At 68.0% G+C, this 20,325-nt stretch carries 27 protein-coding genes and 2 pseudogenes; 12 read left to right on the top strand and 17 right to left on the bottom strand.

The window, feature by feature from the left end:
• Nucleotides 1-41: 41 nt before the first annotated feature.
• The gene (locus WA944_RS14995; protein ID WP_526374351.1) at nucleotides 42-272 is read left to right on the top strand and encodes an ANTAR domain-containing protein; all 231 of its coding nucleotides are present in this window, start codon (nucleotides 42-44) and stop codon (nucleotides 270-272) included.
• Here the strand turns inward: WA944_RS14995 and WA944_RS14990 are convergent.
• Together WA944_RS14990 and WA944_RS14985 are read right to left on the bottom strand one after the other, a co-directional pair.
• Complete coding sequence (locus tag WA944_RS14990) at nucleotides 261-968, bottom strand: ZIP family metal transporter (RefSeq protein WP_526608937.1); 708 nt, start codon at nucleotides 966-968, stop codon at nucleotides 261-263. The genes WA944_RS14995 and WA944_RS14990 overlap by 12 nt on opposite strands.
• Nucleotides 969-1,089: 121 nt before the next feature.
• Nucleotides 1,090-2,070 carry a ferritin-like domain-containing protein gene (locus WA944_RS14985; protein ID WP_526374354.1) on the bottom strand — a complete coding sequence of 327 codons (981 nt, stop codon included), beginning with the start codon at nucleotides 2,068-2,070 and terminating at the stop codon, nucleotides 1,090-1,092.
• A gap of 213 nt (nucleotides 2,071-2,283) precedes the next feature.
• On the opposite strand from WA944_RS14985, the gene WA944_RS14980 reads away from it, so the two are divergent.
• Nucleotides 2,284-3,294, top strand: coding sequence for an iron-containing redox enzyme family protein (locus tag WA944_RS14980; RefSeq protein WP_526374356.1), 1,011 nt, complete (start codon nucleotides 2,284-2,286; stop codon nucleotides 3,292-3,294).
• Here WA944_RS14980 and WA944_RS14975 read toward each other — a convergent pair.
• The 3 genes from WA944_RS14975 to WA944_RS14965 all read right to left on the bottom strand — a co-directional run bounded on the left by WA944_RS14975 (nucleotide 3,271) and on the right by WA944_RS14965 (nucleotide 4,676).
• The gene (locus tag WA944_RS14975) at nucleotides 3,271-3,426 is read right to left on the bottom strand and encodes a CDGSH iron-sulfur domain-containing protein (protein ID WP_163895409.1); all 156 of its coding nucleotides are present in this window, start codon (nucleotides 3,424-3,426) and stop codon (nucleotides 3,271-3,273) included. The genes WA944_RS14980 and WA944_RS14975 overlap by 24 nt on opposite strands.
• A gap of 44 nt (nucleotides 3,427-3,470) precedes the next feature.
• Entirely contained in the window at nucleotides 3,471-4,163 is a 693-nt protein-coding gene (locus WA944_RS14970) for a HemK2/MTQ2 family protein methyltransferase (protein WP_526647082.1), read from the bottom strand.
• 102 nt (nucleotides 4,164-4,265) lie between these two features.
• A complete protein-coding gene (locus WA944_RS14965) occupies nucleotides 4,266-4,676 on the bottom strand; it encodes a DUF3159 domain-containing protein (protein ID WP_526647084.1) in 411 nt (136 codons plus the stop codon).
• A gap of 202 nt (nucleotides 4,677-4,878) precedes the next feature.
• On the opposite strand from WA944_RS14965, the gene WA944_RS14960 reads away from it, so the two are divergent.
• Nucleotides 4,879-6,111 (top strand): mechanosensitive ion channel family protein, encoded by a 1,233-nt coding sequence (locus tag WA944_RS14960; protein WP_526374360.1) that lies wholly within the window; start codon nucleotides 4,879-4,881, stop codon nucleotides 6,109-6,111.
• 18 nt (nucleotides 6,112-6,129) lie between these two features.
• On the opposite strand, the gene WA944_RS14955 is transcribed toward WA944_RS14960, so the two are convergent.
• A complete protein-coding gene (locus tag WA944_RS14955; protein WP_526374362.1) occupies nucleotides 6,130-6,576 on the bottom strand; it encodes a DUF5313 family protein in 447 nt (148 codons plus the stop codon).
• Between the two features lie 5 nt (nucleotides 6,577-6,581).
• The gene (locus WA944_RS14950; protein WP_526374364.1) at nucleotides 6,582-7,067 is read right to left on the bottom strand and encodes a MarR family winged helix-turn-helix transcriptional regulator; all 486 of its coding nucleotides are present in this window, start codon (nucleotides 7,065-7,067) and stop codon (nucleotides 6,582-6,584) included.
• A gap of 137 nt (nucleotides 7,068-7,204) precedes the next feature.
• Here WA944_RS14950 and WA944_RS14945 point away from each other — a divergent pair, with 137 nt between their 5' ends.
• Nucleotides 7,205-7,459 carry a metallothionein gene (locus tag WA944_RS14945; protein WP_526374366.1) on the top strand — a complete coding sequence of 85 codons (255 nt, stop codon included), beginning with the start codon at nucleotides 7,205-7,207 and terminating at the stop codon, nucleotides 7,457-7,459.
• A gap of 8 nt (nucleotides 7,460-7,467) precedes the next feature.
• On the opposite strand, the gene WA944_RS14940 is transcribed toward WA944_RS14945, so the two are convergent.
• Both WA944_RS14940 and WA944_RS14935 read right to left on the bottom strand, forming a co-directional pair.
• Complete coding sequence (locus WA944_RS14940; protein WP_526647081.1) at nucleotides 7,468-8,169, bottom strand: cutinase family protein; 702 nt, start codon at nucleotides 8,167-8,169, stop codon at nucleotides 7,468-7,470.
• 84 nt (nucleotides 8,170-8,253) lie between these two features.
• Nucleotides 8,254-9,030 carry an endonuclease/exonuclease/phosphatase family protein gene (locus WA944_RS14935; RefSeq protein WP_526374370.1) on the bottom strand — a complete coding sequence of 259 codons (777 nt, stop codon included), beginning with the start codon at nucleotides 9,028-9,030 and terminating at the stop codon, nucleotides 8,254-8,256.
• Between the two features lie 64 nt (nucleotides 9,031-9,094).
• Here WA944_RS14935 and WA944_RS14930 point away from each other — a divergent pair, with 64 nt between their 5' ends.
• Nucleotides 9,095-9,643: a nucleotidyltransferase gene (locus tag WA944_RS14930; protein ID WP_526374372.1), complete on the top strand. Its 549-nt coding sequence runs from the start codon at nucleotides 9,095-9,097 to the stop codon at nucleotides 9,641-9,643.
• A gap of 126 nt (nucleotides 9,644-9,769) precedes the next feature.
• Here the strand turns inward: WA944_RS14930 and WA944_RS14925 are convergent, their stop codons facing one another.
• Complete coding sequence (locus WA944_RS14925) at nucleotides 9,770-10,027, bottom strand: Rho termination factor N-terminal domain-containing protein (protein WP_526374374.1); 258 nt, start codon at nucleotides 10,025-10,027, stop codon at nucleotides 9,770-9,772.
• Nucleotides 10,028-10,153: 126 nt separating this feature from the next.
• Between WA944_RS14925 and phoU the strand changes: the two genes are divergently transcribed.
• Nucleotides 10,154-10,810, top strand: coding sequence for a phosphate signaling complex protein PhoU (gene phoU, locus WA944_RS14920; RefSeq protein ID WP_526374376.1), 657 nt, complete (start codon nucleotides 10,154-10,156; stop codon nucleotides 10,808-10,810).
• Between the two features lie 18 nt (nucleotides 10,811-10,828).
• On the opposite strand, the gene WA944_RS14915 is transcribed toward phoU, so the two are convergent.
• Nucleotides 10,829-12,010, bottom strand: coding sequence for a zinc-dependent alcohol dehydrogenase (locus WA944_RS14915; RefSeq protein WP_526374378.1), 1,182 nt, complete (start codon nucleotides 12,008-12,010; stop codon nucleotides 10,829-10,831).
• A gap of 129 nt (nucleotides 12,011-12,139) precedes the next feature.
• On the opposite strand from WA944_RS14915, the gene WA944_RS14910 reads away from it, so the two are divergent.
• Both WA944_RS14910 and WA944_RS14905 read left to right on the top strand, forming a co-directional pair.
• On the top strand, nucleotides 12,140-12,811 hold the full coding sequence (locus WA944_RS14910) for a UdgX family uracil-DNA binding protein (RefSeq protein WP_526374380.1): 672 nt from the start codon (nucleotides 12,140-12,142) through the stop codon (nucleotides 12,809-12,811).
• Nucleotides 12,812-12,824: 13 nt separating this feature from the next.
• On the top strand, nucleotides 12,825-13,364 hold the full coding sequence (locus tag WA944_RS14905) for a cysteine hydrolase family protein (RefSeq protein WP_526374382.1): 540 nt from the start codon (nucleotides 12,825-12,827) through the stop codon (nucleotides 13,362-13,364).
• A 13-nt stretch (nucleotides 13,365-13,377) separates the two neighbouring features.
• Here WA944_RS14905 and WA944_RS14900 read toward each other — a convergent pair whose 3' ends face one another.
• The 3 genes from WA944_RS14900 to WA944_RS14890 form a co-directional block, all read right to left on the bottom strand.
• Complete coding sequence (locus WA944_RS14900; protein ID WP_526374384.1) at nucleotides 13,378-13,671, bottom strand: DUF3618 domain-containing protein; 294 nt, start codon at nucleotides 13,669-13,671, stop codon at nucleotides 13,378-13,380.
• The gene (locus WA944_RS14895) at nucleotides 13,658-14,020 is read right to left on the bottom strand and encodes a phage holin family protein (RefSeq protein WP_526608943.1); all 363 of its coding nucleotides are present in this window, start codon (nucleotides 14,018-14,020) and stop codon (nucleotides 13,658-13,660) included. The genes WA944_RS14900 and WA944_RS14895 overlap by 14 nt, the downstream gene beginning before the upstream one ends.
• A 118-nt stretch (nucleotides 14,021-14,138) precedes the next feature.
• Nucleotides 14,139-15,155, bottom strand: coding sequence for a DNA topoisomerase IB (locus WA944_RS14890; RefSeq protein ID WP_526374388.1), 1,017 nt, complete (start codon nucleotides 15,153-15,155; stop codon nucleotides 14,139-14,141).
• Nucleotides 15,156-15,283: 128 nt separating this feature from the next.
• On the opposite strand from WA944_RS14890, the gene WA944_RS14885 reads away from it, so the two are divergent.
• Complete coding sequence (locus WA944_RS14885; RefSeq protein ID WP_163887164.1) at nucleotides 15,284-15,556, top strand: DUF4235 domain-containing protein; 273 nt, start codon at nucleotides 15,284-15,286, stop codon at nucleotides 15,554-15,556.
• A 37-nt stretch (nucleotides 15,557-15,593) separates the two neighbouring features.
• Here WA944_RS14885 and WA944_RS14880 read toward each other — a convergent pair.
• From WA944_RS14880 to WA944_RS14870, 3 genes and pseudogenes are all read right to left on the bottom strand, one after another.
• Nucleotides 15,594-16,819, bottom strand: a pseudogene (locus WA944_RS14880) (YhjD/YihY/BrkB family envelope integrity protein).
• Nucleotides 16,820-16,868: 49 nt separating this feature from the next.
• Entirely contained in the window at nucleotides 16,869-17,585 is a 717-nt protein-coding gene (locus WA944_RS14875; protein WP_526647080.1) for an NUDIX hydrolase, read from the bottom strand.
• Between the two features lie 76 nt (nucleotides 17,586-17,661).
• On the bottom strand, nucleotides 17,662-17,955 hold the full coding sequence (locus tag WA944_RS14870) for a hypothetical protein (RefSeq protein ID WP_526374392.1): 294 nt from the start codon (nucleotides 17,953-17,955) through the stop codon (nucleotides 17,662-17,664).
• Between the two features lie 246 nt (nucleotides 17,956-18,201).
• Here WA944_RS14870 and WA944_RS14865 point away from each other — a divergent pair, with 246 nt between their 5' ends.
• From WA944_RS14865 to WA944_RS14855, 3 genes and pseudogenes are all read left to right on the top strand, one after another.
• A complete protein-coding gene (locus WA944_RS14865; protein WP_526374394.1) occupies nucleotides 18,202-18,759 on the top strand; it encodes a type 1 glutamine amidotransferase domain-containing protein in 558 nt (185 codons plus the stop codon).
• 94 nt (nucleotides 18,760-18,853) lie between these two features.
• Nucleotides 18,854-19,333: a hypothetical protein gene (locus WA944_RS14860; RefSeq protein ID WP_526374396.1), complete on the top strand. Its 480-nt coding sequence runs from the start codon at nucleotides 18,854-18,856 to the stop codon at nucleotides 19,331-19,333.
• Nucleotides 19,330-20,325: pseudogene (locus tag WA944_RS14855) on the top strand (cation-translocating P-type ATPase); the annotation flags it as partial. The gene WA944_RS14860 and the pseudogene WA944_RS14855, both read left to right, overlap by 4 nt.

Here is a 20,325-nt window from a genome sequence, read left to right as displayed (position 1 = left end):
CCGTGTTCGAAGATGCGGTCGCCCGAGCGAGGAACCTGCACATGGCTGAAGGAGTCCTGGTGGGCTTGCGCAGGTGCACACCGGAAAGCGCGATCGCCGAACTGGTTTCGGTGGCCCGCGCGGCGGGTCTGTCCACATCCGCGGTGGCAAGGGAACTCGTGGGCCTGGTCAGCGGGGCCACCAACCAAGGCGCGGAGTCCGTTGCCCGCACCGTCGTCTACCAGCATTGGGGCGGCCTGCTCGGGCAGGAGACCGGCCGCTCAGACGGATAACACGTAGGACAGGAAGAATCCGCCGGCCGTCGCGAACGCGTTCAGCGGCCGACCGTGTTCGAACGCCTCGGGCATCAACGTGTCGGCGACCGAGGCCAGCACCGCGCCACCGGCGAACGCCAGCGCGACCGCCACCACCTCGGGCCGCAGTCCGCCTGCCGCCATCCGGCCCGCGACCACCGCCGCCGCGAGCAACACCGCGCAGACCGTCCAGGTCGCCATGACAGCGCGCGGGCTCATTCCGCCTTCACGCATGGACACGCTGCCCGCCAATGCCTCTGGCAGATTCGAGAAGAAGATGGCGACCAGCAGGGACAAGGATGCGCCGCCAACCAGGGTCACTCCGAGCGCAAGGTTCTCCGGCACGCCGTCGAGGGTGACCGCTGCGAGAAGGGCGAGCCCCACACCTCCTCTGGCCGCCGAACTGCCCGGGTTGTCGACCCGCCGTTCCAACAGCCAGTCGATGAGGATGAATGTTGCCGCCCCGGCAAGCAGGCCGAGGCCGGAGCGCAGCGGGCCGCCCAGCTGGAACGAGTCCTCGAACAGTTCGAATGCCAGAGCCGAGATCAGCGCTCCGCTGGCGAAGGCCAGCAGCACACGTGTCAGCTGGGCCGGAGGGGTCCACCGGGCCCCGATACCGGCGCCGATGACCAGTGAACTGGATGCCGCCACCCCGTACAGCACTGCGGTCCACACTGAACTCACCTCAGAACGCGTCGATCGGCACCGGGGTCACCCGGTACCGACTCAGTCAAACGCCGAGGCCGGCGCGGGTGAGACACCCGCGCCGGCCCGGTCACAATCGGATTTCACCAGATCAGCTGATACCGACCACTTCCTGCGCGATGGCGGCCAGGCGGGTCTGCGCCGCGGACACCACACGCTGGCGGTCCTTGTGCGCTTCCTCGTAGGCCACGATCACCCGGATGTCTGCCGGATCGGTCAACTCCTTGACCGCGCTGGCGGCCTCGTTGACGTTCAGGTCGTCGTAATCGGCGATGGGCAACTCGGTCTCGTCGAGGATGCCGGTGGCGCCGCGGGCGGAATGGATGGCGTCTGCGGCCTGGTCGGCTCCCTGCTCGCGGGCAACCCGCTCGGCGGCTTCCAGCGCCGAGTTGCGCGCACCCGCAAAGGTCTTGGAGGCGATGTCACCGGTCCGTGAGCCGCGGTTCACCAGCTCGGAGACCGCCGGCCGCACCGATCGCACAGCTTCCGCCGCTCGCTCGGCGCTGCGTGTCGACCATGTCAGCGGCAGGTTGACGAACCTGACCGCCACTCCGGCGGCCGCCTGCAGCGGGGTCCGCCGCAGCGCTGCTGGCCCACCGAGGGCGTCCTCTGCGAGCACCGTCGTCAGCCACTCCACCGTCGCGGAGTGCGCGGTGATCAGGCGTGTCGCCAGGTCTTCGACATCCTTGTGCTTGGCGGCCACCGCCAGCGCCTTCACGTAACGAGCACGGTCCAGAAGCTGGCCCTCCAGCGCGAGGTCGCCGAGAAGCGCCTCGTCGAACGGCTCCGCCTGCTCGGTCAGCGCCTTCACAGCGGCCGCGGCGCGGCCCAGGAACGGACCGATGACGTCGGGGAAGCCACCGAGGTCGCGGATCGCCTTCTCGATCGCCTCGGCGCGAATGCGCGCGTTGTCGGCGTTCCGCTGCAGCTCGGTCCGCACCGCCTCGGTTCGGGCTTGAACCACCCGGGTCTCGGCCACCTGGATCTCGGTGTGCGTCAGGTCCAGCAGGCTGCGCAGCTGCGCAACGAGGGTCGACGTGGTCAGTGTGGTCGATGTAGTTGGTGATGCCATGAGTTGGTACACCCCTTGATATTTAGAGAGTTTCGGTCAGCGCTTGGTGCGCCTGACTGTGGGTTACCCGTCGACGCCGAGTTGTACAGACCGATCTCGCAGATGTGAGAAAGGTTGGGTGAGGTGTATCTCGGGTCGGCTTCGGGTACCGGCTTGCGCGGTGCTGGTGGGCCCGGTTTGGCCGTGATTCAGCCGGGTAATAGACCGTTTGTGATGCCGACCCTCTTGCAACCGGTGCTGCCCGAACCTCGCGGGCCGATCTCGATGTCGGTGATCGACCTGCTGACCGAACGCGCTCCGCACCACCACCTGATGCGGGTGGTCACCTCGCTCGCCGATGCCGATCCGTACGGCATCGACGTTCAGCTCACCCTCTACATCTGCTACGAACTCCACTACCGCGGGTTCGCCGACGTGGACGCCGGCTGGGAGTGGAACCCCAGCCTGCTGCACCTGCGCGGCCGCCTCGAAGAACTGTTCCTGGCCGCGGTCAGTCATGAAGTCGGCGATATCGATGCCGACGCGTCCGCCGCGGCGGAGCTGGACGCACTGTGCGTGGAACCGGTCGAGGGCACCGGCCCGTCGTACTACCTGCGCGACGAGGGCACCTGGGAGCAGATGCGGGAGTACTTCGCCCACCGGTCGCTCTATCACCTCAAAGAGGGTGATCCCCACGCGTGGACCATCCCGCGCCTCACCGGCCAGGCCAAGGCATCGTTCGTGGCGGTGGAGTTCGACGAGTTCGGGGGCGGCAAGAGCTCCCGGCTGCATCAACAGCTGTTCGCCGATCTGATGGCCGCGGCGGATCTGGACACGTCCTATCTGGGCTACCTGGCCGACGTACCCGCCCCGGCCCTGGCGGTGGTGAACCTGATGTCGATGTTCGGTCTGCACCGCCGGCTGCGGGGATCGTCGGTGGGGCACTTCGCCGCCACCGAGGTCACCTCACCGCCCGGGTCGCGCCGGATGGTCCAGGCGCTGGAGCGCTTCGACGCGCCGATGCCGTGCCGGGCCTTTTACCTCGAGCACGTCGAGGCCGACGCCGTTCACGAGCAGGTGGTCCGGACGGACGTGGTCGGTGACCTGGTCGCCCGCGAACCCCAACTCGAACGTGACGTGGTGTTCGGTATCCGCGCCTTCGACGTGGTCGAGGGACGACTGGCCGATCACCTCATGCAGTGCTGGCGGGACGGGCGGCCGTCACTGCGGAGTCCGCTGGCCTGACCGGCGGCGGTGGCTGGTGTCGCACAGCGGATAGGTCTTGGATCGCCGGCACGCGCAGATGGCGACCATGAATCGGTCCGACTCCACGACGCTGCCGTCGGGCATCTCGATGCGGACCGGGCCCTCGACCATCACCGGACCGGCGGGAACCACACGCACCAGGCGCGGGTCTTGGCTCACGGCGCGTCCGCCCGGATCACCACGAGCCTCTCCTCTCGGCGTCCCGGGGGCAGCAGCCCCACCCGGGTCAGCCACTGCGCACGCGCCGACATCACCGGACCGAACGGGATGAGCTGTTGTGCCACCACCTCGACGTGCATGCCGTGGGCGCGCAGCGCCGTCAGCGTCTTCTTGATGTCCGAGCACTCCGACTGGACCACCAGCATGGTGCCGCCGTCGTCGACCAGGAGCGGGGCTGCGGCACACAGCGGATCCAGGATCATCCGGCCGTCGGCTCCGGCGTTCCACGAGTGGGCCGGCCCAGCCGTCACCGGGATGGCGTCGGCGTCGTCCACGGGGCCGTGCGGCACGTAGGGAGGGTTGGCGACGACGAGGTCGAAGGGCGCGAATTCGACTGCCCGCGACCATGAACCGCGATGGACACGGACGTCGACCTCTTCGGTCAGTGCGCTCTGGCGGGCATGGCGCACCGCTTGGGGGCAGATGTCGAACGCGGTGACCTCGGCCGCTCCGGCGGCCGCGGCTGCGATCGCGACCACGCCACTGCCGGTACACAGGTCGGCGACGCGGGCTCCGGACACCAGCCCGGTCCCGGTCATGGCTTCGATGAGCAGGTGCGAATCCTGTTGGGGGGGATAGATCCCCGCGGGCACGGCAGGCTCATCAAAATCCGTGTAGGCGGTGGTCACGTGGTCTCCTCGGTGAGAATCCCCGATCGGGGTTCAGCGTTGCGTTCCCTAAGTGCCCCTTACGCCGTGACCCAAACCATCGGGCCGACTGTTGCGTGCCGGTCAGGCAGCGGCCGCGTGGGGCAGAGCGCGCATGGCCGTGCGGATGGCCAGGTAGATCACCGAGGTCACGACGAACACCGGCGACCAGGACACCACCGCCATCGTGACCGTGACGATGTCGAAGGCCAGCCGCACCCTGGGCACCCGCCGCCAGGTGTCGTCACGCCCGGTCACCCTGGCCCAGACCACTCCGACCAGCGGCCGCCGGATCAGGACCGACACCGTGAACACGATGGCCAGCACCAGATACATCCCGATGCCGGGCAGGTAGAAGTCCTTGGCCTGACCGGTGATGTACGCAAATGCCGCGCAGACACCGACGCCGGCGAACCCCAGCACCGCCGGTCGGGTGGCACCCCGCCGGAACAGCTGCCAGCCCAGGACCACGGCCGCGGCGGACAACGAGGCGATGATCGCCGGCGGGTGTCCCGGCAGTGTTCATGCGGCCAAAGCTACCGATGCCCGCGACGGGCTGCCCATTGTGAGTTCACTCTCAAAACCCTGATCAGGGCGTTCTCGCGTTTGGCCCGCGCGCAGCACGGGGAGAACCTCTGTGTCGCCGCCCTTGCATCTTCACATGGGTTTTCACACCGATTCAGGAGCAGACACCCCCATGCCCGAAATCTTCCAGCCCGCGAGTGACTTCGCTGTCATCGCCGCATGGATCGTCGGTGCTGTCGCGATCGCCTACGGGATCGGGCTCGGGCTTTCCTGGGCCGTCCAGCGCCTCGGCCGACGCAGCAGCGTGGTGAACGACATCGCGCAGCTGACCCGGCGTCCGGTGCGCGCCACGTTGATGGTGATCGCCGCGTCGGCGACGGTGCACCGGGTCTCCGACCCCGAATCGAGCTGGCGTGGCTGGCTCGATCATGCACTGGTGCTGGTGCTGATCGGCACCATCACATGGTTGATCGCCAGCCTGGCCGCAGTGGCCGAGCGACGCGCGATCGCCCGTTTCGCCGGCGGCGACGCCGGCCTGACCGACGCCGATCGCCACCGGCGGAAGATCCGCACCCAGGTCACGGTGTTGCGACGGCTCGTCATCGCCATCGTCGTCGTGCTCGGGGCGGCAGCGGCACTGATGACCTTCCCGTCGTTCAGCGACATCGGCAGGACGCTGTTCGCGTCGGCCGGTGTGCTGTCCGTCGTGGCCGGGCTGGCGGCCCAGACATCGCTGGGAGCGGCGTTCGCCGGCATCCAGATCGCGTTCTCCGACGCCATCCGGGTCGGCGATGTGGTGGTCCTGGAGGACGAGTGGGGCCGCATCGAGGAGATCACGCTGACCTATGTCGTCGTCCACCTCTGGGATGAGCGTCGCCTGGTGCTGCCGTGCACCTACTTCACCACGACGCCGTTCCAGAACTGGACCCGCAATGCCACCGAACTGCTCGGCACCGCCGAACTCGACGTCGACTTCACGGTGCCGTTCGACGAGATGCGCGCCGAACTGGACCGGTTGCTGCACGCGAACCCTCTGTGGGACGGGCGTGTCGGTGTCCTACAGGTGACCGACGCGGTCGACGGCTACGTCCGGGTACGGATGCTGGTCAGCGCACCCAACGCGGGCGCACTGTTCGACCTGCGGTGCGACATCCGTGAAGGCATGGTGGCATGGCTGCAGGACGCCAACCCGGGCGCGCTGCCGCGCCGTCGGCTCGAGCACCAGAGCGGACGAGACGTGGGCCTGCGCAGCAGTTCAGAGCCGCCAAGGAACCGCAAAGCCGATTCCGGCCTGTTCACCGGCAACCCGGAAGCCGAGCGCCGCGGCCGCGCGTTCGATCAGACCGAGGACGTGGCGCCCGATCCGGACCGCGAACTGGCCCGGGTGCGCTACGACGGCGGTTGAGCACACGGGGGCTCGGCTTCAGAGGAAGGGGTTGCTGTTGGACTGCCATTGCGCTGATTCCGGACGGGGTCCGAAGCGTCGCGCGTAGGCCTCGTCGACATGGGCCTTCTTCTTCCGGTTGATCACGTCCACCAGGTTCGGATCGAGCCCGTGCTGCACCAGCCGGTGCCGGCGCCACACCTTGTTCAGCGCAAGCGCCATCAGCAGGCTCCAGATGTAGATCGGCACCGTCATCTCCAGATGCACGTACAGGGACGCGGGGAGCAGCCACAGCGGCGCCAGGACGAACAGCGGCGGAATCGCCATCCGGATCATGTGCCTGCGCACGGCTCCCTGAGCGGCGAGGTCCTCGGCCACCCAGCGACTCATCGACGACGGCAGGCGGCGCCCGTACGAGTAGCCGATGTACTGCACAAGCGATGGTCGGTCAGTGGCCACGGTCGGCTCCCTGTTGTTGGTCGTCATCGGTATCAGAGTGTGCCCGCCGCAAGCGCGGCGGAGTTGATGGTGGTCAGCACCCGGTGCAGCTCCTCGAGTTCGGCCAGGTCGACGCCGAGGCGGGAGACCACGGCGGCGGGAATCCCGAGGGCGCGGTTGCGCAGCGCGAGGCCGGCGTCGGTCAACTCGACATCGGTCGCACGCTCGTCGGCCACGCTCCGGGAGCGTGTGAGCAACCCCAGTGTTTCGAGCCGCTTCAGCATCGGTGACAGCGTGGCCGAGTCGAGTTGTAGCGCGTTGGCGATCTTCTTGACCGACAGCGGCGCCCGGTCATCGGGAGTGGACCTGTGGTGGTCCCACATCGTCAGCATCACCAGGTACTGCGGATGGGTCAGCCCAAGGGGTTCGAGCAGCGGCCGGTAGACCGCCAGCACCGCCCGGTTGGTGATCGCCAGCGCGAAGCACACCTGCCGTTCGAGGGCGAGCGGATCGAGATCGGTATCGACTGCTGCGGTCACGAACCCCATCGTACCCGGATAGTTGTACACGAATAGATCGTGCCCTAATCAATTGCTCACCCTCGGATGGCCAGGTTTGCCGCCGGCAGGGCCGGGAACACGACCTCGAAGTCATAAGTCCATCATCAGGAGGTTTCATGTCCATCTGCGACACCTGCGGAAACGACTACGACAAAGCGTTCACCGTGAGTTGGCCGGACGGCCGGTCGGCCACGTTCGACAGCGTCGAGTGCGCGGCCGTGCAGCTGGCACCGGATTGCGGGCACTGCGGGTGCCGCATCCTGGGCCACGGTGTCGAGACCGACGAAGGCATCTTCTGTTGCGCGCACTGCGCACGAAAGGACACCGATGCCGACGTCAACGACCGCTACCCGGTGCCGGCGGGCGGCTGAGCGTCGCGCTACAACCGGCCCACGGCGAATGCCGCGCCCTCGTTGACGCTTCCGTTGAACGGATACAGCGCGTGCGCCAGCGTCGGGCCGCCGTCGGCGGCACCCGAGCAGATGGTGTCCCCCGGGGCGCACAGTTTCAGCGTCTTGTCGGTGTAGAGAGGGCCGATGGTGATGGCCGGCGCGTCGTACCTCTGCAGGAACTCACCCGACGGGGTGCCGAAGAGCACGACGGCGGCGACATGGTCGGCCACCTCCGCCGGCATCGGCTCCGGCGCGACCTCGGCGGGAACACTGCTGGGCACCACGTCGGACGTCACGAACCCCGACACCACCGCACCCTGGGAGTATCCGCCCAGGATGAGCCGGGTGTCCGGGCAGTTGGCCGCGATGGCCTGGACATGATCCGCCGCATCCCGAACGCCGTCGATCACTGTGGAGGCGAAGATCTCGCGTTGCTCGAAGTTGCTGCCTGCCGGATAGTTCACCGCGTAGACGCCGACGGTCCGGCCGCCGGCCTGGGCGCGCACCGCGTCGACGAACGCCTGTCCGATTCCGCCGACCCCGGGCGCTTCACCGGTGCCGCGGGCGAACACCACCTCGACATCGGGGCACGGTTGCGCCGCGGCCGACGGGGCGACGACCCCGATCAGCGTTGCCCAGGCACCGAGCACCGCCACCATCACGCCACGGACCATCCGTCGAGCTGTCATGAAGGACTCCTCTATTCGCAGGCGCCCACATGATCGACGGCGCAGTCGAGCAATACCCGCACGTTCGCTGGCCAAACGGCCGCGTCAGCCGGGGAGGTGCGCCTCGACCTCGACCAAAAGCGGGCGATGGTCGGACAGCGATGCAGCCGGTGCCAGGCACCCGTGCCCGCGGAGGCCCGGATGGTCGGTGAGGATGTGATCGAGCTGGCGGTCCGGAGCTTCGGCGGGAAAGGTTGCCGCGCCGGCCAACGCACGCATCCGCGTCCACCTCGCCGCCGCGGCCGGGGAGAGGTTGAGGTCACCCATCAGCAGGCGCGGCCCGGGCATGCCGCGCAGATCCCTGATCAGCCGACGCAGTTGATGGCGGTTCCATCCGGGCACAAAAGACAGATGGGTGTTCGCGACCGACATCGGCCCCAGCGGAGTGTCCAGTTGGGCGACCACCGCGGCTCTGGGCTCCTCGTCGACGACGACGACACGGTTGGGGCCCGGCAGATACATCGGGAACCGCGTCGGGATCCTGGGCAGCCGCACCACCTGCCAGCTAGTCGCGGGGAAACGGGACAGCAGCGCGATGCCGTAGGCGGCCGTCCCAGGTTGTTCCTCGCCGGTCGCCGCCATCCAGGTGGCGCCCGGCGTGCCGGCGATGGCAGCGACGAAGCGGTGTGCGACAGCGCCCATCGCCTCGGCTGCCACCGAGGTCAGATCGGCGCGGCCCGATCTGTCCTGCTCGAGATCCACCTCCTGCAGAGCCAGCACATCGGGGTCCAGTTCGCGGATACACGCCCGCAGTCGGTCGGGGTCCACGACGCCGTCGTGCACCGTCCGGCCGTGGAGGATGTTGAAAGTCGCGATACGCACGGGTACCAGTTACCCACCGACGCCGCCGACGAACAGCGCCGCTGGATACAAAGGAGCGCCATTGATGTGTCCGCGTGACGAACAGCTGCGCCGCGCGCTGAGATCCGCGGCCTCGGCGCTGAAGGAGCACGGGCCGAGGTTCGCGCTGGCAGGAAGCTATGCGCTCTGGGTTTTCGGGGCGCCGGAGCCGGTGCACGACGTCGACTTCGTCGTCGCCGAGGCCGACACCGAAGCCGCCGCAACGACGCTTGCGAAGTCGGGTTTCGTGATCGAGCGCACCCCGGAAGACTGGCTGTTCAAGGCGCACGCCGAAGACGTGGTCGTCGACGTGCTGCACCGGGTCAACGGTGTCGTCGTGGGCGCCGAGCATCTCGACGGAGCAGAGGAGCACGATGTCCTGGCGATCAGGATCCCGGTGCTGACCCCGACAGCCGTGCTGATCCAGAAGTTGCTCGCGCTGGGAGAGCACTTCTGTGACTTCACCTCCCTGCTGCCGGCGGTGCGTGGGGTGCGTGAGCGGGTCGACTGGCTGCAGGTGCGGGCGGCTACCGCCGAGAACGACTACGCGGTGGCGTTCCTGGTACTCGCCGACCGGCTGCGGATCACCGCGTGACGCTCGGTTCGGCACGGCGACAACGGGTATGCCGCTGACCTACAACGCCGACGATGACTCCGAGCTCGGTGAGGGCCTGATCCGGGCCGGTGCGGCCGCTCCGCTCTCGTAGCAGCTACCCGGCTGTCAGTGGTTGCGCAGCGTGGCGATGAGCTTGCTCTTGGTCAGGTCCGAGTAACCGGAGATCCCCAGTTCCTTGGCGCGGTCCTTCAGTTCCGGAACGGTCCAGTCCTCGTAGCTTGCGGACTCTCCGCCCTTCTTTCCCACAGCTGACTTGCCCCGTGCTGCCGCAGCGTTGGAGATGCGAGCGGCCTTCTCCTTGGAGTTGCCTTGCTCGCGCAGATCCTCGTACATCTTCTCGTTCTTGATAGACGAATTGGGCACTGTCACACCTCCTGTTCCTCATATCCTGATTCGCGCAGGGTGCCCGACCGGGAGCGGCCCGAAACGCAGCGATGCATACAAAACGGCTCGATGGGTACATGCTCGGCTGCGTGGAGAGGAGATCCGGTGCGCACCGAATTCCACCAGCAGCTGGATGCGATCAACTCTGACCTGGCCCGGATGTGTGAGCTGGCGGGTGAGGCCATGCAGCACGCGACGGTCGGGCTGCTGACCGTCGACCTCGACGCGGCCGAACGGGTTCTGAGCGAGCTCGAGGTGCTCTCCCGGATGCGCCGCGGGGTGGACAAGGCGGCGCTGGCGGTCCTCGCGCGCCAGGCACCTGTTGCCCGCGACCTGCGTCTCGTCGTCGCGGCGGTGCACATCACCTCCGACGCCGACCGGATGGGCGGCCTGGCCGCCCACGTCGCCCGTATCGTCCGACTGCGGCACCCCGACCCGGTCCTTCCCAACGACGTGGTGGGTCAGTTCACCGAGATGGGTAATCTCGCTGTCGACCTGGCCGAGGATGCCGCCGCCGTCATCATCGACGGAGATCCGGTGCGGGCAAGCCGAATCCGCGATGACGACGAAGCCATGAATGACATGCACCGCCAGCTGTTCACCACCGTGATGTCGCCGGAGTGGAGCCACGGGGTCCCCGCGGCCATCGACCTGGTGCTGTTGGGCCGGTTCTACGAGCGGTTCGCCGATCACGCCGTGGCGATCGCTGCCCGGGTGTTGTTCCGCAGCACCGGTGACACCACGCGTGATTTCGGTCAGTGACCGCCACCTGGGCGGTCTCTAGGGCTCGAGCACCATTTTCACCGCACCGTCCTGCTTCTTCTGGAAGATGTCGTAGGCGTGCGGCGCGTCGTGCAGCGGCAGCGTGTGGCTTGCAAAAGTGTCCACACCCAGCGGATCCTCATCGGTGAGCAGCGGCATGATGTCGTCGACCCATTTCTTGACGTTGGCCTGCCCCATCCGCAGTTGGACCTGCTTGTCGAACAGCGTCAGCATCGGCATCGGATCCGCCATCCCGCCGTACACCCCGATCAGCGAGATGGTCCCGCCGCGGCGAACGATGTCGATGGCCGAGTGCAGCGCGTCGAGGCGATCCACCCCCGCGGTCTGCAGGATCTTCTTGGCCACCGCATCCGGTAGCAGCCCGGTGAGCCGTTGCGCGGCCTGCGCGACGGGCGATCCGTGCGCCTCCATGCCCACCGCGTCGATCACCGAATCGGTGCCTCGCCCTGCGGTGAGCTCCCGGATCGCGTCACCGACGCCGGTGTCGAGGGCGCGGAGGTCCACAGTGCGGATGCCGCGGGCCTCGGCGCGGGCCAGCCGCTCGGGCACCAGATCGACGGCGATCACCTCATAGCCCAGGTGGGCTGCGATCCGGGCCGCCATGTCGCCGATCGGCCCCAGGCCGAGCACCGTCACCGACCCGCCGTCGGGGATATCGGCATAGGCCACCGACTGCCACGCGGTCGGCAGCACATCGGAGAGGTAGACGAACCGCGAATCGGGCGGACCATCGGGAACCTTGATGTGGGTGAACTGTGCCTGCGGCACACGCAACAGTTCGGACTGTCCACCGGGCACCGAGCCGTACAACTCGGAATAGCCGAAGAGCGCTGCCCCCATCCCCTGCTCGCGGACCTGCGTCGTCTCGCACTGGGTGTAGAGCTGCTTGTCACACATGAAGCAACTGCCGCAGGAGATCTGGAACGGGATGACCACGCGATCCCCGACGGCCAGGTCGCCGACCTCGGAACCGACCTCGCGCACGATCCCCATGGGCTCGTGACCGAGGATGTCACCTTCGTTCATGAAGGCCCCCAACACCTCGTAGAGGTGCAGGTCAGATCCGCAGATGTTCGTCGACGTGACCTCGATGATCGCGTCGGTGGGTTGTTCGATCCTCGGGTCGGGCACCGTGTCGACGCGCACATCGCGCCGACCGTGCCAAGTCACTGCCTTCATCGGTACTCCCATCACGCTCCGCGCCGACCTTCAGCGCGGCAAGTGCGCATTCGGCTACCCGTCGTCAGGGCCGCCAAACCGCGGAAGCCGGTGGCTTACTTCTCCCGAACGCTGGGTAAGTGCCCCATCATGGCGACTTCCGGAGCCGAGCATTTCCTCCCCGGTGCCGGCGACCTAGGCACTCTGGCGGAGGCCGCGCAGACCTGTGAAGGTTGTGACCTGTTTCGTGAGGCGACCCAGACAGTGTTCGGAGCAGGCGCCGAGACGGCGGGGATGGTGCTGGTGGGTGAACAGCCCGGGGACCGCGAGGATCTCGCCGGGCAGCCGTTCGTCGGTCCTGCCGGGCGACTGCTCGACAAGGCGCTGGTGTCGGCCGGACTGGATCGCGGCACCGTCTATCTGACGAACTCAGTGAAGCACTTCAAGTTCACCCGCGCGGCCGGCGGAAAGCGCCGAATCCACAAGACTCCCAGCCGAACCGAGGTCGTGGCCTGCCGGCCCTGGCTGTTGGCCGAACTCGATGCCATCGATCCCGAGATCGTCGTCCTGCTCGGCGCAACAGCGTCCAAAGCGCTGATGGGCCCCAGCTTCCGGCTGACCGCACATCGGGGCGAGGCACTTCAGCTCCCTGACGACAACGCCCTCGAGTCACTGCGGGCCAGGCCCGACATCATCGCCACCGCGCACCCATCGGCGGTCCTGCGCGGGCCCGCCGAACAACGAGAACAGGCGTTCGCCAACCTGGTCGCAGATCTCCGGCTGGCAGCCGAGAGACTCGACAACCGGCGTGCCCGAATCTAGGAGGTTTCCGACCATGCCCGACACCGCTCTTCTTGTCATCGACATGATGAACACCTACCGACACCCGGACGCGGAACTGTTGATCCCCAACGTGGCTGACATCGTCGATCCGCTCGCCGTACTCATCACCCGGGCACGCGATCGCGACGACGTCGACCTGATCTACGTCAACGACAACTACGGGGATTTCACCGCTCAGCCGAGCGATCTCGTGCAGAGCGCGTTGGAAGGCGAACGCCCCGAACTGGTCAAACCGGTGGCGCCCCAACCTGACTTCCGGTTCGTCTCGAAGGTGCGGCACAGCGCGTTCTACGCCTCACCGCTGGCCTATCTGCTCGGCCGGCTGAACACCAAGCGGGTGATCCTGACCGGACAGGTGACCGAACAATGCATCCTGTACAGCGCGCTGGACGCCTACATCCGCCACTTCGACGTGATCGTGCCCCGCGATGCGGTCGCGCACATCGACGCAGACCTCGGGCAAGCTGCGCTGCGGATGATGGGGAGCAACATGGGCGCCGAGTTGGTGGACGCGGCCGATTGCCTGAACTGACCAGTACAGCCGGCTACCGGCGGCGCCGCCACCACAGGAAACCGATGACGGCGGCCCCGGCCAGAAGCACGCCCACCGGCACCGCCGGGTTCGCCTTCGCCTCGGCGGTGGCCGTCTGCGCCCGACCCACGACCGCTTCCTTGGTTTCCGTGGCTTTGTCCTGAGCACGGGTCTTGACGTCGAGTTTGTCCGACAACGCACCCACGGTTTCTCCGAGCTGACTGCGTGTCTGATCGATGTCCGCCTGCAGTTCCTCTGTCCCTGCGTCCGGTCCGGGCTCCGGTGGGCGCCTGTCAGCGCTGGCCATGTCGGGCCTCCTTGATCTCCTCGAGGTCGTGCTTGACGCTGTCTACCGACTCGTTCGCCGGCGGGGACACTTGCTGGACCTGCTTGCGGCTCACCAGTGCGGCCACCCCCGCGCACAGGAACAACACCGCGGCGACGATCAGAGCTGCGGCCCAGACCGGCAGCACGAGAGCCAGCCCGGCGACGCCGGCGGCGATCAACGTGGCCAGGCCCAGCACTGCGAGCAGCCCGGCGGCGCTGAACAGCCCGGCACCGATCCCGGCATGGCGGACCGATTCCTGGAATTCCTTCTGAGCCAGTCGCATCTCGTCGCGCACCAGCCGCGAGGTCTGCTCGGAGAGCTGGCCCAGGAGTTGAGGCGTGGAGGCCTAAGTGGTGTGGTGTGGTTGTGCAGACATGATCTGACCTTCCTAGCTGCGTTGCTTCCACCGCAATGCCCCTCCGTCGGCCGGGTGAAACCTCATCGAGTCAGCTCTTCGCGACCTTGCGGATCAACGTCCGGGTCGCCTTCTCCAGGATCTCCTGGGCTTCGTCTGGTTTGCGGGTGCGCTGCGCGCGCCGCACCGCGGCGGCGATGGTGTACCCCTTCTTGTACCCGGCCACCACTCGGGGGTCGACGTAGGAGCCGCGGGCCACCGCCGGCGTGTTCCCCAGCCCCTCGGCGACTTCCTTCATCACTGCCGACTCGACCCGCTTCACCACCTTCTCGGACACCGGGGGGTCCGCGTCGACGAAGGCCTCGGCGGCCAGCACCGTGCCGTGCCAGGTACGCAAGTCCTTGACGCTGTATTCGTCGCCGACCAGTTCCTTGAATCGCGCGTTGAGGTCGTCAGCGCGGATGTCGGCCCACCCGGATGCACTTCGGCAGACCAGCAACCGCTGGGTCCGGTCCGTGCGTCGCAGCAACGACCGGACGGCTCGAACAACCTCGGGTTCCTCGATTTCCAGAGTCCGGCGCACACCGCTTTTGGCCGGGTAGTCGAACGAGACCGAGCCACCGCGCAACGTCACGTGGTCACGCTGCAGGGTGGCCAGCCCGTAGGACTCGTTCTCCTCCGCGTACTGTTCCCCGCCGGCACGAAAGTAGCCGCGGTCCAGCAGGTGCAGCGCCAAGGCCAGAACCCGGTCCCGCCGCAGCCCCCGGCCTGCCAGATCCTCGGCGATTCGGGCGCGCCACCGCGGCAGTTCCAGCGACATCTCCAGCACCCGGTCGAACTTCTCCTCGGCGCGCTCTTCCTGCCACGCCTGGTGGTACAGGTACTGGCGACGACCCGCGACGTCGGTGCCGACAGCCTGGATGTGGCCGTTGGCGTGGGGGCTGATCCACACCTTCTTCCACGCCGGGGGGATGACCAGATTCTTGATGCGCTGCAGTGTGGCTTCGTCGTCCAGCAGTTCGCCGTCGGTGCCGTAGTACGCGAAGCCCTTGCCTCTGCGTTTCCGGGTGATTCCCGGGTTGTCCAATGCACTGCGCCGCAACCGCACGCCTCGCCTCCAGGTTCCTCCGAGCACCGTTGGTGGCGCCGGGGATACCCGCGTCAGTCGGAGTTACACCTTCGCGTTCGCGGGTACTTGTACTCAACGCAGTCAGCACTCGTCAGGAAGCAGGCACGATGAGCAGTACCTCCAAAGTCCTCTACACCCCGCTGTCGATGGTGGTCAGTGTGGCCGGTGGTCTGGTAGCCAGCGCAGTGTTCACCCAGGTCTGGAAGCGGATAGGCGAGGCCGACCAACCGCCGCCTGATCCCGACGATCTCAGCCAGTCGACGGCCAAGGTGCTGTTCGCCGCGGCGCTGCAGAGCCTGATCTTCGGTCTGGTGCGGGCCGCGGTGAACCGGGCAAGCGCCCGCGGCTACAAGGCGGTCACCAACGAAGCCCCGTCCTGACCTGCCGGGTCGGCCCCGCCGTCAGGGACGCCCGGAGTCAACCGCGCCGGCCCCGGGACCGGCGCAGCACCAGGCCCCGCAGCAGCGCTTGGTGTTCCTTGGCGTCGTTCTTGTCGATGCCGCTGGAATCGCGGACCGGCAGCCTGAGGTCGTCTTCGGCGGCGATGCCCGCCTGTAGTTGACGTCCCCGCTCCAGTTCGGCATCGACCTCGGCGCCGAACAGCAACGCCAGGTTGGTGATCCACAGCCACAGCAGGAACACTGCGACGCCGGCCAGCGCCCCGAACGTTCTCTCGTGGCTGCCGAAGTTGGCGACGTACACCCCGAACAACAGCGACGCCAGCACCCACACCACGATCGCGATGGCTGCCCCGACACTGACCCAGCGGAATTTCGGTTGCCGCACGTTGGGCGCCGCGTAGTACAACATCGCCACCCCCAAGATCACCAGCACCAACAGCACCGGCCAGCGGCCCAGGCTCCACAGCGTCAACGCGGTGGCACCCATCCCGAGGTAGCCACCGATCGCTTCGGCGACGGGTCCGCTCACCGCCAGCAGGAACGCGACGGCGGCCACGATGACCAGTGCACCCATGGTGAGCAGCAGTTGCTGGGGTCGCAGCTTCCAGAATGCCCGCCCCTCGTCGACCTCGTAGATGCGGTTCATCGCGCGGCCGAATGCGCCGATGTATCCGGAAGCCGCCCACAGCGCGCCGAGCAGTCCGGACAGCAGCGCGATCCCGGCCACCGGGTTGTTGACCAGCTGCTCGATCGGCTGGCGCAGCATGTCGGCCGTCGCCCCGGGGCTGACGTCGGAGACGATCTGCATGATGGCCTGCGACGTGCGCTCCCCTGGCCGAAGACGCCGAGCAGCGACATGACCACCACCAGCGCCGGAAACAGCGACAGCACGGCGTAATAGGTCAGCGCGGCGGCCAGGTCCATGCACTGGTCCCGGCTGAACTCTCTAATCGTCTGGCGCAGCACGTACCGCACCGACGGTTTGGTCAGGTCCGTCGGGGACTCCGGCTTGCGCTGGTCGTCAGGATCGGGGCAGCCGGAATCACCCGACTCGGGGGGCTGCGGGAGATGAGCGGGGGCCTCTGGGGTTGCGCGGTTTCGTCTGCGACCGGCCAGCGTCGCTGCCGCGACTCCGGCGACGAACGCGCCGGCGACCGCGACGGGCCCTCGCGATCCCTGTCCGCTGCTCGAGCTGCGGGAATTCTGAGCCTGGCGCTGGAGACCGGCCGATTGAGACTGCATCGCGCGGTGATGCCCGCGCACGGCCCGCTCGAAACGGTCCGGGCAGCTGTCACCGCCAGGCGAACACCGGCTGCTCCAGCTCATCGACCGGGTCGTGGCGGCCCTCCAGCGCCAACCACCTCAACTGCAACAGGATCGCGCCCGTCGGGGCATGGATGAGGTCACCGCCCAACGGAATCTGCACCACCGGCCGGGGACTCTCGGGGATCGTGATGAACCGCGGCGAGTCGTTTCGCAGCAGTTGGTGCAGCCCCACCCGGTAGACCGCCACCACCTCGTCGGGCGCCGGACGTGGGTCCAGTCGGCCACCGCCCCAGATCACCACCGGCGTGATGACATAGCCCGACCGCGTCGGGTAATCGTCGAGTAGGCCCAGCACGCTCGCGTCGGGCATTCGGACGCCGACCTCTTCGTCGAGCTCACGCACCGCGGCCTGTACCACGGTTTCGCCGGGGTCCAGCCGACCACCCGGCAATGCCCATTGGGCGGCGTGCGAGGTGAGTCGGGAAGCCCTGCGGCACAACAAGAATGCGGCACCACCGGACACGTCGACCATTCTGCCGTCGAGGTCTGCCGGCATCGGGCGCCCGGCGATCCAGTCGTCGACCGGTGCCGGGTCGACGCGGTCCTCACCCAGCTCGGAGTCGACGAGAACCACCGCGACGGCCGCGTGCCGCTTCGTCGGGTCCGTCACTGCGCGACGCACGTGACCCATCAGACGACTCCGGACCAGCTCCCGCAGCGCCTCGTCGTATGTGACCGTCACCCCGCGATCCCCGCGGCACCGTCGTCGACGTCATACCTGGCCATCGTGCCATTGTTTCAGCAGGTGCGTCCGCGCGTCAGCCGTCGGTGTGCCGCGTGGGACTCTGCGCTGATTCCCACTTGGACTCCAGTGCCCGCGTCACCGCGGTGTCGGCGGGCAGCTCGGCGTCGAACGTCTCACCGTCGTCACCCTCGAAAGTGACGAGGACCGCCGGAGTGCCGTTGACTTCGCTCGCGTCCCTGTGCACCACCTTGTACGGACGCCCGTCGCCGGGCCGGTCGGGTAGCTGCAACGAGACGATGTCGCCGGGGGCGACGTTCTCGAGTCGGTCGCTGCTTTCGAGTCGATTGCTGTCGGTCTGGCCGGCCACACGTTCCTCCTGTGTCAGCTGTCGTCGTGCTCGGGTTCGGTCAGCTCGGGGGCGTTCTCCCGGGTCGCCGTGCCGCCTTCACCGCACCCATTGCGCGCCCCTCCGTCAGGGGTGACGTACCCGATTTCGTCAGGGGTGACGTACCCCGATCCGACACATCCGACTCAGCCCGGATCGAACCGTCGCGTGGGTTTGATCACCGACCAGGGGGTAACCGGATAACCACCTGATGAAAGGAGCCGCAACATGCCCAATGAACTCGATGGCCGAACGATCGCGTTCCTCGCCGCCGACGGCGTCGAGAAGGTCGAACTCGAGCAGCCGCGGGATGCGGTGACCCACGCCGCTGGCCGGGTCGAGCTGCTGTCGGTGAAGTCCGGTGAGATCGACGCGCGCAACCACGATCTGGAGCCTGCCGGCACGTTCCCGGTGGACCGGGAGGTCGCCGACGCGCAGGTGGACGACTTCGACGCTCTGGTCCTGCCCGGTGGCACGGTCAACGCCGACAAGTTGCGCCTCGATGAGTCGGCAGTGGCGTTCGTCCGTGACTTCGTCCACTCCGGTAAACCCGTCGCGGCCATCTGCCACGGACCGTGGGCACTGGTGGAAGCCGGGGTGGTCCGGGACCGGACGCTGACGTCCTACCCGAGCCTGCGCACCGACCTGCGCAACGCCGGAGCGACCGTCGTCGACCAGCAGGTGTGCATCGACGGCAACCTGATCACCAGTCGGTCGCCCGCCGACCTGCCCGCCTTCTGCCAGGCGATCACCGATCAATTCGCGAACACCCCGGCGCACACGTGAGACCGCGACCGAGCGGGCTGTTCACCTGCGCTGTGTATAACCGACGGTTATCGGAAGATGACTATCAGGCGAACAAGCCAGCCAAGGAGACGCAATGAGTGCCATATCAACGGTCTTTCGAGGCCTGGCGAAGGTGGCCGATGCCACCACGGCCACAGCCGGGGCCGTTGGTGGCGCCGCGATCAGCGGGGTGGCCGGCGGTGTGCGAGGTGCGGCCAACGGCGTCCGCGCGGGACTGTCCAGCGGTAGCCGATCGCCGGCGGCAGCCGCGCTCACCATCGGGGCCATCGGCGCCGCCGGTCTTGTCGAGTGGCCCCTGCTGGTCACCGTCGGCGGCGCAGCGCTGGTCGTGCACAAGCTCAGTCAGCGCGCCGGCGAGGCAGATGCCGGGCGGCCCGCACCCGCGATGAACCCCGCGCCCGCGGTCACGACGGCCACGCGGCAGAGCGCCGCCCCTCCGGTGAAGAAGGTGGCGCCAGCCAAAAAGGCCCCGGCCAAAAAGGCCTCCGCGAAGAAAGCACCCGCCAGACCGGCGCGCAAGGCGGGTTCGCCGCGGCGCACTGCCGGGAAGTGAGCTCCCTCCTCGGACGCCTGGCGGGGACCGCAACCACCATCGCGCTCGCCCCTGTCACGCTGAGCGTCGGAGTTGCCGCGTCCGGGCTGAGATTCGGCACCAAGGTCACGGCAACCGTGGCCCGTGGCCTGGAAGATGTCGTGCCGGCCGACACGGGTGCGGCGGTGATAAGCGCCACGCGCGAGTTGGTCGGAGGTGAACCGGTCCGTCGGCGATGGCGCCGCGAGGACCGCTGTTGGATCGAGGTCCGCGGCCTGACCGCCGAGACCGGACCGGATCTCGCTGGAGCACTGCTCGATTCGGTGCGGGCCGTCCCCGGGGTGCGGTCGGCTGTACTCAACCAACCGACCTCGCGGATGGTGGTGTCGGTCGACCCGGACGGGCCCACCCTGGACGAGTTGTGCCGGATCGTCGCCGACGTCGAGGAGCAGGCCGGCAGCGACGCCCGCAGCACCGGTCCGACCGACCTGCCGGCTGACGGGGTGGTGCTCGGCGGTCTGCTGATCGCGGCGGCGGCCAACGGCCTCGGGTTCTGCGCAGCAGTCGCGGGGCGCACCTTGTTCTGGCCGGCGCTGCCCACCGGCCTGGTCGCCGCGGTGACCGCGGTCGACTACCAACCCCGGTTGCGTGCCGTCGTCGAGAAGCGTCTCGGCGACGCCGCGGCCGACACCGCGATCGCCCTTGCCGCCGCATCGGTCTACACACTCACCCAGGCCCCGTCCTCGTTGGCCGTGGAGTTCCTCAGGAACCTCACCCAGCTCGGCGAACTCGCCGCGGCCGCCCAGGCCTGGCAACGCCACGAGGCCACACTCGGCGATCACGCCGACTCGACGGACACCGACGGGGACGGAGATGTCGTCCGGCCGTGCCCGATGCCATTGGGTCCGATCGAGCGCCACGCCCAGCGCAGCGGGCTGGCGCAGGGCGTCGCCGCCCCGTCGGTCGGCCTGCTGACCGGCGACCTCAATGCCGCTGCCACCGCCGCGGTGGTC

It is taken from the genome of Mycobacterium sp. (assembly GCF_049683355.1).
GTDB lineage: Bacteria > Actinomycetota > Actinomycetes > Mycobacteriales > Mycobacteriaceae > Mycobacterium.
This window is presented reverse-complemented; position numbering and strand designations above follow the sequence as displayed.